Raw genomic sequence first — 12,338 nt, 5'->3', positions numbered from 1 at the left:
TGGACCGCCGAGTGCGCCGGCCGGGGGACTGAATGACCCGTTCGCCGGACCCCGATAGCGGTCGGTCCGCACGCCTCCTAGCGTGTCGCGCATCGAGGTGCATTTTTCCTGCTATGTGGAAATTCATTCCGCAGCTGCCCCTCGGGGAACCCGGAGGACCCACCATGCGCGCGATACGTGTCGCACCCCTCGCACTCCTGGGCGCCACCGCCCTCACCCTGCTGGCTCCGTCCGCCGCCCACGCCGCGCCTGACGGGGCCATCAACACGTTCAACCCGACGATCTCCCCCTCGGTGATCGCTCCGGGGGGCCGGGTGACCCTCGGCGGTGGCGGGTGCACCGGCGAGACGACCGTCACCTCGGGCATCTTCGACACGACCGTCATCCCGAGCGGCAGCACCACCGCCACCGCCACCGTCGACACGGACGCCCGCCGGGGCGCGGTCTACGCGGTGACGTTCGCCTGCGGCTCCACCGGTACCACCCGCAACGTCAACCTCACCATCACCGGGGGCGCCACCACCACCCCGACGCCCACGACCGCTCCGACCACGACCCCGACCGTCAGCTCCACGGCGATCGCGCCCAGCGGGGTGCGCGGCGGGCTCGGCGGCAGCTCCGGCACCATGAACCCGGTGGAGGTCACGGCGGGCGCGGCCCTCGTGCTCGCGGCCGCCACCGGCACCCTCTACTTCGTACGCCGCCGCGGCACCGGCAGCCGGCACTGACGGCGCGAGGTCCGAGGTGGAACGCACGACAGTCGCCCCGGGTCCTGACCGCAGGACTCGGGGCGACGGGCGTATCGGGCCGGGCGGGAGGTCCGACGTCCTAGAAGGCCGCATGGCTCGTCCGCCGGCGCCGGACGAGGAAGACCGCGCCGCCGACGGCCGCAGCGGCCACCAGTCCGCCGCCGACCTGCATCTCGGTGGAGCTCGGGCCCATGGAGCCGCCGAGCCCGCCCTGCGCGCCGTTGCCGGCGAGCACGGTGAACTTGTGCGTCGCGATCCGGTCGTTGTCACTGCACTTCACGGAGAGGTGGTAGTGACCCGGCGTGGTGTTGTCGCGGACGCGGGCGTGGGCGTAGTTGGTGCCGTCACCCGCCGAGAGGCTGGTCGTCGGGAACGCGTTCGACCAGACCGTGCCGCCGTGACCGCAGCCGCGGGCGGTGATCTTCAGCGTGCCGCCCTGGTGGACCGACTGCGGGTTGACGGCGACATTGACCGGGCCGTTGGTGGCCGCGGCCAGGGGGGCAGCGAGCCCGACAGCCGCGAAAGCGGTGACAGTGACCGCGAGAGCGCGTGAAGCACGCATCGTGTGGACCTCCAGCGGGAAACGCCCCGGAGTCCTGTCCTCCGGGAATGGATCGACGTGAACGCCTCCCGTGACGAACACTCACCAGTCGTTCGACGGCTCGCACTTCGGCACTGCTCCACCCCGGTGACACGACACGCCGTACGAAAACCTCTGCGTCCCACGGAGCCGCAGGTCACAGGCCGCCAGAACTTTTATCCGCTCATTACTCCGAAGGGCAGTCACGCCCGGGGGCCTGCTGCGGCCCGCCCGAGGCCCTGATTCGGCCCACCACCCGTTCGCCTCTCCCTGATCGCCGCCCGGCCGCAGCGCCCCTAACGTTCCAAGCGTCGCGACGAAGGGAGCACCATGGGCCGGGACCACGCTGGCGCCGAGCGGACCAGACGCGTGCCGTGGGGTGCCGTCGCCCTGGTCATGCTCACGGGCCTCGCCCTGCTGCGCAACGGGGCGGAGTTCGGGGAGGAGGGCCCGCCGCAGCCCGCGGCCGCCGCCTCCCTGGACCTGAGCGGCGACACCGCCGGCCCGCCGGTGGAGGGCGAACCGGTGCAGCCGCTGCCGTACGCGCCCGCCTCCCGGGTGAAGATCCCGACCATCAAGGTGGACGCTCCGATCATCGACGTCAACCTGGACGCCGACGGCTGGATCGACGCCCCGCCGCCCGAGGACCCCAACCTCGCCGGCTGGTACCAGAACGGCATCGCCCCCGGGCAGCGCGGCACCTCCGTGGTGGTCGGCCATGTGGACAACAACTCCGGGCCCGCGGTCTTCTACGGCCTCGGCTCGCTCCGTAAAGGCCACCGCGTCGAGGTGGAGCGCTACGACGGCCGGGTCGGCGTCTTCGAGGTGTACGGGGTCGAGGTCTTCTCGAAGAACGACTTCCCCGGCGCCCGGGTCTACGGCGACACGGGCCACTCGGAGCTGCGGGTGATCACCTGCGGCGGGGGCTACTCGAAGGCGGGCGGCTACGACGGGAACGTGGTGGTCTTCGCCCGGCTCGTCGGGACCCGCTGACCGCAGCGGAGTCCGTACGAGAGTGCCCCCGGCGGACCGCCGGGGGCACCGTCGTACGCGCGAGGTCTCAGACCCGGTGCGGCACCGTGACGCGGTAGCCCTCGTCGAGCAGCCGGGGCAGATAGCGGCGCAGCGCCTCGACGCTCTGGGACCGGTTGCCGCCCGCGTCGTGCGAGAGGACGACGACACCGGGCGCCGCTCCGTCCAGGACCCGGCGGACGATGGTGCCGGTCCCCGGGGTGGTCCAGTCGAGGGTGTCGACGGTCCAGGCCATCGGCTCCATGCCAAGGTCGGCGCCGATCTCGAAGGAGTTGCGGTTCCACGCGCCGTACGGCGCCCGGTACCAGAGCGGCGCCGCGCCGAGCACCGTCTCGACCGTCTCGCTGGTGCGGCCGAGTTCGCTGCGGATCGCGGCGCGGGAGAGCCCCGGGACCAGCGGGTGCGACCAGGAGTGGTTGCCGATGACGTGGCCGTCGTCCGCCATCGCGCGCAGCAGGTCGGGGTTGGCGTCGGCCATCTCGCCGCAGACGAAGAACATCGCGCGGACCTGGTGCTTGCGCAGGGTGGCCAGGATGTCCGGGGTGTAGCGGGCGTCGGGGCCGTCGTCGAAGCTGAGCACGATCGAGTGGCCGAGGTCGGGGAGCTTCTCGAAGGGCCGGGTGCGCACCGGGGGCCTGGTCGGCCGGAAGCGGGGCGGGGAGCCCGCCGTCATGGGCTGGAGGCGGTACGCGGGCGGCCTGCCCGGTAGTCCGGCGGGCGGCCCGGCGGCCGCGGCGGGCGGGGTGCCCGCGGCCCGTGCGGGGCGGGTGGGCGTCGACGCCGGATCGGCGGCGATCAGATGCACGGCGGTGGCGGTCCCGAGGCCGAGGGCGACCTTCAGCAGGGTGCGGCGGTCGGGCCGGAGGTGATCACTTCTCATGGCCAACTGCTCGCACGGCCGAGCCCCCTCGTCGGCCGACGACACCGAGGCCTGACCGTTTTGTACCCATTCGACGCAGCGATCGGGCCGGGGTGCGGGCCCTCCTCCGCGGCCCTCGGGCCAGCCGATAGCCTCGGAGCCGTGACAGAGCAGCAGCCTCATCAGTTCGAACGCGGCACGGACGGGCCCAAGGTGATCGTCGCGGGACTCGACGGGTCCGACTCGTCCATGCGCGCGGCCGCCTACGCCGCCGGTCTCGCCCGGCGGCAGAACGCCATGCTGGCCCTCGTCTACGTCCAGCCCGTGATCCCCTCGGGGGCCGCGCTGGGCGTGCCCGTCGGCGACACGACGGGCGAGGTCGCCCAGGAGCTGGTGGACGAGATCCGGGAGTCGGCGGAGCGGCTCAAGGACACCTGGGACGTGCGCTGGGAGTTCCACACCTTCCGTGGCGACCCGTACAACGGGCTGGTGACGGCGGCCGACGAACTCACCGCCGACGCCGTGGTGGTGGGGGCGTCGGAGTCGGCGGGGCACCGGTTCATCGGTTCGGTGGCGGTCCGGCTGGTGAAGGCGGGGCGCTGGCCGGTCACGGTGGTGCCGTAGCCCCTCGTGCGGGCGGGGCGCCGATCGGTCACCGTTGTGCCGTAGCCCCTCGTGCGGCCAGGGCTACTCCCCCATCACGAGGCCGTCGGCCGCCGCGCCCCGGCCCAGCACCACGTCGCGGATCCGGTCGCGGACCTGGCGGTGGTGGTCGGCCCCGGCCTTGACGGAGGCGTTGAGGTCGACGACGCGCCCGGCGCCTGTGTCGTACCACTGCGGGACGAACTCGGCCTTCCGCACCGTCCAGCGCCCGCCCTCCCGCGCGGGCGGCGCGAAAGTGAAGCGGCCCATCGAACTCTGGTTGCCGCGCGGGTCCTGGACGCCCTGGTAGTTGATCATCGCGCCGGCGATCTGGTCGCCCATGCCGTAGATCACCCAGGTGCCGTTGACCTTCTCGTACGCCTGCGGGACGTGGGCGTGGGTGCCGATGATCAGGTCGATGTCGGGGCGGCCTCGGTCCTGCGAGGCGGTGAGCCGCCGGGCCAGGTCCAGCTGCCGGGCATCCGGTTCGTCCTGCCATTCGGTGCCCCAGTGCACGGAGAGTACGACGACGTCGGCGCCCGACCGCCGCGCCTTCCGCGATTCCGCCACGATCCTGCTCTCGTCGATCACGTTCACCGTCCACGGCTTCCCGGCGGGCAGCGGGATGTTGTTGGTGCCGTAGGTGTACGCGAGGTGGGCGACCTTGGCCGCCCGCTTGCCCGGGCCCGTCGGCAGGATCGTGGGACGGGCGGCCTCGGCCGCGGAACGGGCCGATCCGGCGTGGCGGATGCCGGCCGTGTCCAGGGCTCCGAGGGTCCGGCCGACGCCCGCGGCACCGGCGTCCAGAGTGTGGTTGGAGGCGGTGGAGCAGGAGTCGTAGCCGGTGGCGCGCAGGGCGGTGGCGACCTCGGGCGGTGACTTGAAGCTGGGGTAGCCGGTGTAGGGGCCACCGTCCTTCCCGTACACCGTCTCCATATGGCAGATGGCCAGGTCGGCGCGGGAGACGACCGGGGCGGCGCCCTTGAGCATCGGGGTGAAGTCGTACCCCTGCCCGCCCGCGTCGGCCGCCGCCCGGTCGATGACGGAGGAGTGCGGCAGGACGTCGCCGGAGGCGATGAGGGTGAAGGGGCGCGGTGCGTCGGCGTGCTGGGCGCCCGCACCCCGGGCGGCGCTCGGGGAGGCGGCGGGCGCGCTCGGGGCGGGCGCCTCGGGCGGCTGCCGGCCGGTGCAGCCGGTGGCCGCGGCGAGCAGGAGGGCGAGGGCGGCCACGGCGCCCGGTCGGATGCGCTGCGTCATCTGCTCGACTCCATGTTCGGATGATTACGACCATCCGACTACACATATCTTCATACCGCTGAAGCAAGGAGCATTGCCGCATACCTAGCTGAACTGGTCGTACCGTCCGACCCCGACGGCCCCTTGACCGTTCGCCGCACCATTCGCCGCACTGAGCGACCGCTCGTCGCACGCCTCGGTGCACCGCCTGTTCCTGCGCCTTGGAATGCGTTCGTATACGCCAGGCGGCAGCGAGGCCGTCGGGGGCCTCCCGCGGGAAAGGACGTTCATGAAGACCACGACGACGACCGATGAGCGGGCCATCGCGGAGTTGCAGCGGGAACACGGCCCCGCCCTCTTCCACTTCCTGCTGGGCCTGACCTTCGGGGACCGGCAGCGGGCCGAGGACCTGGTGCAGGAGACCCTGGTACGCGCCTGGCAGCACCCGGAGGCCTTCGACGCCCCCTACGACTCGATGCGGCCCTGGCTCTTCACCGTCGGCCGCCGCCTCGCCATCGACGCCCGGCGCTCCCGGCAGGCGCGCCCCACCGAGGTCAGCGATCTGGTGCTGGAGAGCACCCCGGCCGTCCAGGACACCGCCGACTCGGCCGTCCGTGCCCTGGACGTCCGCGAGGCGGTGCGCACGCTCAGCCCCGAACACCGTGCGGTGCTGGTGCAGATCTACTTCCGCGGGCTGAGCGTCGGCGAGACCGCCGAGGTGCTCGGCATCCCCGCCGGGACCGTCAAGTCCCGTTCGTACTACGCCCTGCGGCTGCTCTCGCGCAATCTGCCCGGCTACTCACGGAGGTCCTCCGCCCGCAACAGCGCGAGCAGGGCCGAGGCCTCCGCCACCGCCACGTAGTCCCGGGCACAGCCGTCGCAGAGCTGGAGGTGGCGGGCGACCCGCCAGGTCTCCCCCGCGTCCAGCGCGTCCAGGACGTACGCGCCCAGCAGCAGGCGCACATGCGGGTCGTCGCCGGGGTCGGCACTCATTCACAGCCTCGCATCTCCTGGGCGATCCTCCGCTTCTGCCCACGCGGGGCGTCCGCCCCCGGTTCAATGCTGCGTGAAGCCCGGTACCGAGCGAGGAAAGAGGCGAGACGGGATGCGTCCCGAGAATACGGATGGAACCGGTGGGGGCGGGCTGCCGGTGCCGATGGCCTGGCTGTACACCGAGTACATCGCGGACGAACTGTTACGCACCGGCGATCTGATGGAGCCGACGACCCTGGAGTTCCGGGCCGGGCGCGACGCGCTCGCGCTCACGATGTTCCTCTCCGGCCTGCTGAGGGAGACCCCGGTCCCCGGTGCCCTGTCCGAGGCACGGGTCGATGAGCTGCGGCTGCTCACGGCGTACGGCACGGCCTGGCGGAGCTGGGTCTGCGAGCGGCTGGCGGAGTCCGGGCGGCGGGCCGGGCCCGGCGACCCCGATCTGACGCTGGCCCGGGCGGCCTGGCGGTGGCTGGAGGAGACCGAGCTGCTCGCCGCGGACCTCGACGCGATCGTGCCCGCGCCCTGGGAGCCGGTGGCAGGGGGCCCGCACGAGGGAGAGGGCGAGGTCCAGGTGTGGACGCCCGCGTGGCAACTGGGCCTGCCCCTCGGACACTTGGCCGTCCATCTCTGCTGAAGCGGCCGGGCACGGGCCGGGATGGGGCCCGGGCTTCATGAACCGTGCACGCCCGCCCGGTACTTGGGCAGCCGGAGCGTGATCCTCATGCCCGCGCCGATCCCGGTCTCGATGACGAGCCCGTACCCGTCCCCGTAGACCTGGCGCAGCCGCTCGTCCACGTTGAGCAGGCCGATGCCGGTGGAGGGGGTGGTGGCCTCGCCGCGCAGGATGCGGCGCAGCCGTTCGGGGTCCATGCCGGTGCCGTTGTCCTCGATCACCACTTCCGCCTCCGAACCGGCGTCCAGCGCGCTGATGGTGATCCGGAAGGGGGCCGTCGCGTCCTCGGGCCGCGCCCCGGGCAGGGTGACCGCTCCCTCCAGGCCGTGCTTGACGGCGTTCTCCACCAGCGGCTGGAGGCAGAGGAACGGCAGGGCGACCGGCAGCACCTCGGGGGCGACCTGGAGGGTGACGGAGAGGCGCTTGCCGAAGCGGGCCCGGACCAGGGCCAGATACTGGTCGATGGAGTGGAGTTCATCGGCCAGGGTGGTGAACTCGCCGTGCCGCCGGAAGGAGTAGCGGGTGAAGTCGGCGAACTCCAGGAGCAGCTCGCGGGCCTGCTCGGGGTCGGTGCGGACGAACGAGGCGATGGCGGCGAGGGAGTTGAAGATGAAGTGCGGGGAGATCTGGGCCCGCAGCGCCTTGATCTCGGCCTCGATCAGCTGCGTACGGGAGCGGTCCAGCTCGGCCAGCTCCAGCTGTACGCAGACCCAGCGCGCGACCTCGCCCGCCGCCCGGGCCAGCACCGCCGACTCGCGCGGGGCGTAGGCGACGAGGGCGCCCAGGACCCGGTTCTCGACGGTGAGCGGGACGGCTACCGCCCAGCGCAGCGGGCAGTCCAGGTCGGCGCAGCCGCTGTCGAAGGCGGCGCCGCGCCCGCCCTCCAGCAGCTCCTGGATATGGTCCATCACATCCTTGCCGTGATGGTGTCCGGCGCCGTCCCAGACCAGGACACGTTCCCGGTCGGTGAGGCACAGGGCGTCGGTGCCGAGTAGGGAGCGCAGCCGGCGGGCCGAGCGCCGCGCGCTCTCCTCGGTGAGGCCGGCCCGCAGCGGGGGCGCGGCGAGGGAGGCGGTGTGCAGGGTCTCGAAGGTGGCGTGTTCGACGGGGGTGCCGACATCGCTGGGCCGCAGCGGACGGGCGGTGCGGCGCCCCACCAGGAACCCCGTGCCGAACAGCAGCGCCACCAGGACCACGAGCACGGCGGTCCCGGCCCCCGTCATCGCTCCCTCCCGGCGGCCCGTGCCGAGGTCAGCGCCTCGGGGAGGTGGAAGCGGGTCATGGCCGCGTTGGTGCCCGGCGGTATCCGCCCCGGCGTCGCGAGCGAGACGAGGATCATCGCGAGGAACCCCACGGGGACGGACCAGACGGCGGGCCAGGCGAGCAGGGCGTGCGGCCAGCCGGGCGGGCGTACGGCACCGCTCACCGTGATCGCGACGGCGAGCAGCGCCGAGCCGCCGCCGAGGAGGAGCCCCGCGATCGCCCCCGGCGGGGTGAGCCTCCGCCACCAGATGCCGAGGACGAGCAGCGGGCAGAAGGAGGACGCGGAGACGGCGAAGGCCATGCCCACCGCGTCGGCCACCGGCACCCGGCTGACCAGCAGCGAACCGGCGAGCGGCACGGCGATGGCGAGAACGGTGGCGAGCCGGAAGTAGCGTACGCCGCGCGAGGGCAGCACGTCCTGGGTGATGACCCCGGCGACGGCCATGGTGAGCCCGGAGGCGGTGGAGAGGAACGCGGCGAACGCCCCGCCCGCGATCAGCGCGCCCAGCAGATCGCCGCCGAGCCCGCCGATGACCCGGGCGGGCAGCAGCAGGACGGCCGCGTCCGCGTCGCCGCCGTGCCGCAGCTCGGGGGCGTACAGCCGGCCCAGCGCCCCGTAGATGGGCGGCAGCAGATAGAACAGGCCGACCAGGGCGAGGACGGCGACGGTGGTGCGGCGGGCGTCGCGGCCGTTGGGGCTGGTGTAGAAGCGGACGACGACATGCGGCAGGCCCATCGTGCCCAGGAAGGTCGCCACGATGAGCCCGTACGTCGCGTAGAGCGGGTGGTCGGCGCGGAAGACGGCGAACTGGTCGTCGAAGCTCACGCGGGGGCGGCCGTCGCCCTGCCAGGCGAGGACGAGGAAGAGGGCGGGGACGAGGAGCGCGGTCAGCTTCAGCCAGTACTGAAAGACCTGGACGAAGGTGATGGACCGCATCCCCCCCGCCGCCACGGCCACCATCACCACGGTCGCCACGAGGACGTCGCCGAACCAGCCGGGCGCCCCGGTGAGGATCTTCAGCGTCAGCCCGGCGCCCTGGAGCTGCGGGACGAGGTAGAGCCAGCCCGCACCGACCACCAGGACGCTGACCAGGCGCCGGACATGGAGCGATTCGAGCCGCCCCTCGGCGAAGTCCGGCAGGGTGTACGCCCCCGAGCGGCGCAGCGGTGCCGCGACGAAGACCAGCAGCACCAGATATCCGGCGGTGTAGCCGACCGGGTACCAGAGCATGTCCGGTCCGTGCAGCAGGACGAGGCCCGCGACGCCGAGGAAGGAGGCGGCGGAGAGGTATTCGCCGCTGATCGCGGCCGCGTTGAGCCGGGGCCGCACGGTGCGTGAGGCGACGTAGAAGTCGGAGGTCGTACGGGAGATGCGCAGGCCGAAGCCGCCGACGAGGACGGTGGCGAGGACGACGAGGGCGACCGCCACCCAGGACGCCGTGTGGTCGGGGGTGCTCACGGCGTCGGGCGGCCCTCCACCAGCCGGGCGAAGTCGCGCTCGTTGCGCTCGGCCCTGCGCACGTACCACCAGGCGGCCAGCGTCAGCGGCGGGTAGGTGGCGAAGCCGAGCACCGCCCAGACCAGGGCAGCGCTGTTCAGGGCGGCGAAGAGGAGCGGCAGGGTGCCCGTGACGAGGGCCAGCACGGCGAAGACGGTGAGCCCGGCGCGGAGCTGGCTGCGCATCAGCGAGCGGACGTAGGCGCCGCCGAGGGCGGTCTGCTCCTCGATCTCCGCCTGGGTGCGGTAGCGGGGCAGCGGACGCACCCGGCGGGGCTCTCCCGTGACGACTTCGCGCCGGGGTGCGGTCTCCTGGGACATGGGCTCGGAGTGTAGGCGGCGGGGGGTGGTGCTGGGAAGGTTTCCGGGCAGGATGCCCCAGGTCAGCGGCCGCCCTGGCGCATCAGCAGGTCGCGCAGGGCCCGGGTGTGGCGGCGGCTGACGGCCAGCTCCGCCTCCCCGATCCGTACGCTCATGCTCCCCGCGTCCAGCCGCAGCTCGTCGATCCGGCCCAGCGCCACGAGGTGGCGGCGGTGGATCCGGACGAAGCCGCGCGAGCGCCAGCGCTCCTCCAGGGTGGTGAGCGGGATGCGGACGAGGTGGCTGCCCGACGCGGTGTGCAGCCGGGCATAGTCGCCCTGTGCCTCGGCGTACGCGATCTCGTCGATCGGGATGAAGCGGATGACGCCGCCGAGCTCCACCGGGATCTGGTCGGTGGCGGTGTCGTTGAGCGGCGCGGCCCGCTCCCCCACCTGTTCGGCGACGCGGCGTACGGCCTCGGCGAGGCGTTCGCGGCGGACCGGTTTGAGGACGTAGTCGACGGCCTTGAGGTCGAAGGCGTGGACGGCGAAGCCCTCGTGCGCGGTGACGAAGACGATGAGCGGCGGCGAGGCGAATCCGGCGAGGAGCTGGGCGACGTCGAGACCGGTGAGCCCCGCCATGTGGATGTCGAGGAAGACGACGTCGATCGCGGACGGGTCGTCGGGGCCCGCGTCCACGGCGTTGCCGATGCGGCGCAGCGCCTCGGTCGCCCCAGTGGCACCTTCGGCGCTGTGGATACGGGGGTCGGCGCGCAGGAGGTAGAGGAGCTCCTCCAGGGCGGGTGGTTCGTCGTCGACGGCGAGTACGCGCAGCATGAGCCCGGAGTTTAGGTGCTCCGGGGGCCGATGGCTTGAGTGAATCCCGGCTTGTTCCCGTACCGCAGTACATGCAGACGACCGAGCCCCACATCCGGGTGGGGGCCTACGCCCTGGGCGTCCTCGGGAGGGCCGACGCCTTCCGGTTCGAGGAGCATCTGGAGGAGTGTCCGCAGTGCCGTGTCCGGGCGCGCGAGCTGGCCCCGGTGGCGGCCCGCCTGGCGGTGGCCGGGCCGGTGGTGCGGCCGTCGCCGGGGCTCGCGGACCGGCTCGTGGAGGCGGTAACGGCCGGGCGGCGCAGGTCGGGCCGGCGGCGGCTCGCCCTGGTGGCGGCGGCGGTGGTGCTGGCGGTGTGCGGCCCGTTGGCGGTGGCCGGATCGGCGGAGGGTCCGGGGCGTGTGGCGGTGCAGCGGTGGGTGGGGGCGGACCGGGCGTCGGGGGCGGCCGCGGTGGTGACGGCGGCGGGCCATGAGTGGGGTACGTCGGTGGCGCTGGAGGTCGTCCGGGTGCCGGCGGTCGGGGTGTGCGCGCTGATCGCGGTGGGCCGGGACGGCAGCGAGGAGACGGTGAGCAGCTGGTCGGCCGGGGGTGCGGGGGGCGGCCTGGTGGAGGTCTCCGGCGGGGCGGCGCTGCGGCCGGAGGGCATCGACCACTTCGAGGTGCGGACGGCGGACGGGCGGCGGCTGGTGACGGTGGAGCGGTGAGCACCCGGGGCCGGCTTCAGGAACGCGCGGGTCCCTGGTCCGGGGACGTCCCTACTTCAGGAACTTCGACGTTCTCCGGTCCGCCAGCGGTTTGCCGCCGGTCTGGCAGGTGGGGCAGTACTGGAGCGAGGAGTCGCTGAAGGAGACCTCCAGGATGGTGTCGCCGCAGACCGGGCACGCCTCGCCCGGCCGGCCGTGGACCCGCATCCCGCTCTTCTTCTCGGACTTGAGTTTTCCGGCCTCCACCCCGCTGGACCGCTCCACCGCGTCCTTGAGGGTGGTGCGCAGCGCGGTGTACAGGCGGGTGACGTCGTCCTCGTCGAGGTCGGCGGTCCGTTTGAACGGGGACATCTTCGCGACGTGCAGGATCTCGTCGCTGTAGGCGTTGCCGACGCCCGCGATGAGCGACTGGTCGCGCAGCGCGCCTTTGATCTGGCGGCGCGATCCGGCGACGATCGCGGCGAACGCGTCCCGGTCGAAGGTGTCGGCGAGCGGGTCGGGGCCGAGGCGGGCGATGCCCGGGACATCCATGGGGTCGCGGACGAGGTGGACGGAGAGCCGCTTCTTGGTGCCCATCTCGGTGAGGTCGAAGCCGTCGCCGTCGGAGGTCACCAGGCGCAGGGCGAGCGGGCCCTTGCCGGGGCGCGGCGGGGCGGCCGGGAAGGAGTCCTTCCAGCGGAGCCAGCCCGCGCGGGCCAGGTGGGTGCAGAGGTGCAGCCCGTCCGCCTCGATGTCGAGGAACTTGCCGTGGCGGGCCACCGAGGTGACGGTGGTGCCTTCGAGGGCGGCCGGCGGCGGGTCGTACGTCTTCAGGACGCTGATCGCCAGCGGGAGGACGCGGGCGATCTCCTTGCCGACCAGGTGGTCGTCGAGGAAGACCCGCAGGGCTTCGACTTCGGGCAGCTCGGGCATGGGTCCAGCCTGCCGCAGGGCGACCGCGGCTGCCCGTCAGGACGACCGGGCGACGGCGGGTC

The 12,338-nt window shown here is 73.1% G+C and carries 15 protein-coding genes; 6 read left to right on the top strand and 9 right to left on the bottom strand.

The window, feature by feature from the left end; all coding sequences use genetic code 11:
• Window positions 1-164 precede the first annotated feature (164 nt).
• The gene (locus tag D6270_RS31010) at window positions 165-728 is read left to right on the top strand and encodes a hypothetical protein (protein WP_109162398.1); all 564 of its coding nucleotides are present in this window, start codon (window positions 165-167) and stop codon (window positions 726-728) included.
• A gap of 100 nt (window positions 729-828) precedes the next feature.
• Here D6270_RS31010 and D6270_RS31005 read toward each other — a convergent pair whose 3' ends face one another.
• The gene (locus D6270_RS31005) at window positions 829-1,311 is read right to left on the bottom strand and encodes a hypothetical protein (protein WP_109162399.1); all 483 of its coding nucleotides are present in this window, start codon (window positions 1,309-1,311) and stop codon (window positions 829-831) included.
• Between the two features lie 348 nt (window positions 1,312-1,659).
• Here D6270_RS31005 and D6270_RS31000 point away from each other — a divergent pair, with 348 nt between their 5' ends.
• Window positions 1,660-2,322 (top strand): class F sortase, encoded by a 663-nt coding sequence (locus D6270_RS31000; protein WP_109162400.1) that lies wholly within the window; start codon window positions 1,660-1,662, stop codon window positions 2,320-2,322.
• 67 nt (window positions 2,323-2,389) lie between these two features.
• On the opposite strand, the gene D6270_RS30995 is transcribed toward D6270_RS31000, so the two are convergent.
• On the bottom strand, window positions 2,390-3,241 hold the full coding sequence (locus D6270_RS30995; protein ID WP_109162401.1) for a polysaccharide deacetylase family protein: 852 nt from the start codon (window positions 3,239-3,241) through the stop codon (window positions 2,390-2,392).
• 141 nt (window positions 3,242-3,382) lie between these two features.
• Here D6270_RS30995 and D6270_RS30990 point away from each other — a divergent pair, with 141 nt between their 5' ends.
• The gene (locus D6270_RS30990; protein ID WP_109162402.1) at window positions 3,383-3,844 is read left to right on the top strand and encodes a universal stress protein; all 462 of its coding nucleotides are present in this window, start codon (window positions 3,383-3,385) and stop codon (window positions 3,842-3,844) included.
• A 63-nt stretch (window positions 3,845-3,907) separates the two neighbouring features.
• Here the strand turns inward: D6270_RS30990 and D6270_RS30985 are convergent, their stop codons facing one another.
• Complete coding sequence (locus tag D6270_RS30985) at window positions 3,908-5,119, bottom strand: CapA family protein (protein ID WP_109162403.1); 1,212 nt, start codon at window positions 5,117-5,119, stop codon at window positions 3,908-3,910.
• 268 nt (window positions 5,120-5,387) lie between these two features.
• Here D6270_RS30985 and D6270_RS30980 point away from each other — a divergent pair, with 268 nt between their 5' ends.
• The gene (locus D6270_RS30980; protein WP_109162404.1) at window positions 5,388-5,960 is read left to right on the top strand and encodes a sigma-70 family RNA polymerase sigma factor; all 573 of its coding nucleotides are present in this window, start codon (window positions 5,388-5,390) and stop codon (window positions 5,958-5,960) included.
• On the opposite strand, the gene D6270_RS30975 is transcribed toward D6270_RS30980, so the two are convergent.
• Window positions 5,894-6,091, bottom strand: coding sequence for a zf-HC2 domain-containing protein (locus D6270_RS30975; RefSeq protein WP_109162405.1), 198 nt, complete (start codon window positions 6,089-6,091; stop codon window positions 5,894-5,896). The two genes, D6270_RS30980 and D6270_RS30975, sit on opposite strands and share 67 nt — an antisense overlap.
• A 112-nt stretch (window positions 6,092-6,203) precedes the next feature.
• Here D6270_RS30975 and D6270_RS30970 point away from each other — a divergent pair, with 112 nt between their 5' ends.
• Window positions 6,204-6,725 carry a hypothetical protein gene (locus D6270_RS30970; RefSeq protein WP_109162406.1) on the top strand — a complete coding sequence of 174 codons (522 nt, stop codon included), beginning with the start codon at window positions 6,204-6,206 and terminating at the stop codon, window positions 6,723-6,725.
• A gap of 35 nt (window positions 6,726-6,760) precedes the next feature.
• On the opposite strand, the gene D6270_RS30965 is transcribed toward D6270_RS30970, so the two are convergent.
• The 4 genes from D6270_RS30965 to D6270_RS30950 all read right to left on the bottom strand — a co-directional run bounded on the left by D6270_RS30965 (window position 6,761) and on the right by D6270_RS30950 (window position 10,660).
• Window positions 6,761-7,987 carry a sensor histidine kinase gene (locus D6270_RS30965; protein ID WP_109162407.1) on the bottom strand — a complete coding sequence of 409 codons (1,227 nt, stop codon included), beginning with the start codon at window positions 7,985-7,987 and terminating at the stop codon, window positions 6,761-6,763.
• A complete protein-coding gene (locus D6270_RS30960; RefSeq protein WP_109162408.1) occupies window positions 7,984-9,486 on the bottom strand; it encodes a sodium/solute symporter in 1,503 nt (500 codons plus the stop codon). Before D6270_RS30960 ends, D6270_RS30965 begins: the two co-directional genes overlap by 4 nt.
• A complete protein-coding gene (locus tag D6270_RS30955) occupies window positions 9,483-9,845 on the bottom strand; it encodes a hypothetical protein (protein ID WP_109162409.1) in 363 nt (120 codons plus the stop codon). The genes D6270_RS30960 and D6270_RS30955 overlap by 4 nt, the downstream gene beginning before the upstream one ends.
• 62 nt (window positions 9,846-9,907) lie before the next feature.
• Entirely contained in the window at window positions 9,908-10,660 is a 753-nt protein-coding gene (locus D6270_RS30950) for a LytR/AlgR family response regulator transcription factor (RefSeq protein WP_109162410.1), read from the bottom strand.
• 71 nt (window positions 10,661-10,731) lie between these two features.
• On the opposite strand from D6270_RS30950, the gene D6270_RS30945 reads away from it, so the two are divergent.
• Window positions 10,732-11,364 carry a zf-HC2 domain-containing protein gene (locus D6270_RS30945; protein WP_109162411.1) on the top strand — a complete coding sequence of 211 codons (633 nt, stop codon included), beginning with the start codon at window positions 10,732-10,734 and terminating at the stop codon, window positions 11,362-11,364.
• Window positions 11,365-11,415: 51 nt separating this feature from the next.
• Here the strand turns inward: D6270_RS30945 and D6270_RS30940 are convergent, their stop codons facing one another.
• Complete coding sequence (locus D6270_RS30940) at window positions 11,416-12,276, bottom strand: Fpg/Nei family DNA glycosylase (RefSeq protein WP_109162412.1); 861 nt, start codon at window positions 12,274-12,276, stop codon at window positions 11,416-11,418.
• Between the last annotated feature and the right edge of the window lie 62 nt (window positions 12,277-12,338).

The organism is Streptomyces griseus subsp. griseus (assembly GCF_003610995.1).
GTDB lineage: Bacteria > Actinomycetota > Actinomycetes > Streptomycetales > Streptomycetaceae > Streptomyces.
Note: the sequence above shows the minus strand (reverse complement) of the source record. Positions and strands in the feature narration are given on the sequence as shown.

Bases quoted from the DNA above. Each gene is read 5' to 3' on its own strand.
- D6270_RS31010 (WP_109162398.1), top strand. From the start codon at position 165: ATGCGCGCGATACGTGTCGCACCCCTCGCACTCCTGGGCGCCACCGCC.
- D6270_RS31005 (WP_109162399.1), bottom strand. From the start codon at position 1,311: ATGCGTGCTTCACGCGCTCTCGCGGTCACTGTCACCGCTTTCGCGGCT.
- D6270_RS31000 (WP_109162400.1), top strand. From the start codon at position 1,660: ATGGGCCGGGACCACGCTGGCGCCGAGCGGACCAGACGCGTGCCGTGG.
- D6270_RS30995 (WP_109162401.1), bottom strand. From the start codon at position 3,241: ATGAGAAGTGATCACCTCCGGCCCGACCGCCGCACCCTGCTGAAGGTC.
- D6270_RS30985 (WP_109162403.1), bottom strand. From the start codon at position 5,119: ATGACGCAGCGCATCCGACCGGGCGCCGTGGCCGCCCTCGCCCTCCTG.
- D6270_RS30980 (WP_109162404.1), top strand. From the start codon at position 5,388: ATGAAGACCACGACGACGACCGATGAGCGGGCCATCGCGGAGTTGCAG.
- D6270_RS30975 (WP_109162405.1), bottom strand. From the start codon at position 6,091: ATGAGTGCCGACCCCGGCGACGACCCGCATGTGCGCCTGCTGCTGGGC.
- D6270_RS30970 (WP_109162406.1), top strand. From the start codon at position 6,204: ATGCGTCCCGAGAATACGGATGGAACCGGTGGGGGCGGGCTGCCGGTG.
- D6270_RS30965 (WP_109162407.1), bottom strand. From the start codon at position 7,987: ATGACGGGGGCCGGGACCGCCGTGCTCGTGGTCCTGGTGGCGCTGCTG.
- D6270_RS30955 (WP_109162409.1), bottom strand. From the start codon at position 9,845: ATGTCCCAGGAGACCGCACCCCGGCGCGAAGTCGTCACGGGAGAGCCC.
- D6270_RS30950 (WP_109162410.1), bottom strand. From the start codon at position 10,660: ATGCTGCGCGTACTCGCCGTCGACGACGAACCACCCGCCCTGGAGGAG.
- D6270_RS30945 (WP_109162411.1), top strand. From the start codon at position 10,732: ATGCAGACGACCGAGCCCCACATCCGGGTGGGGGCCTACGCCCTGGGC.
- D6270_RS30940 (WP_109162412.1), bottom strand. From the start codon at position 12,276: ATGCCCGAGCTGCCCGAAGTCGAAGCCCTGCGGGTCTTCCTCGACGAC.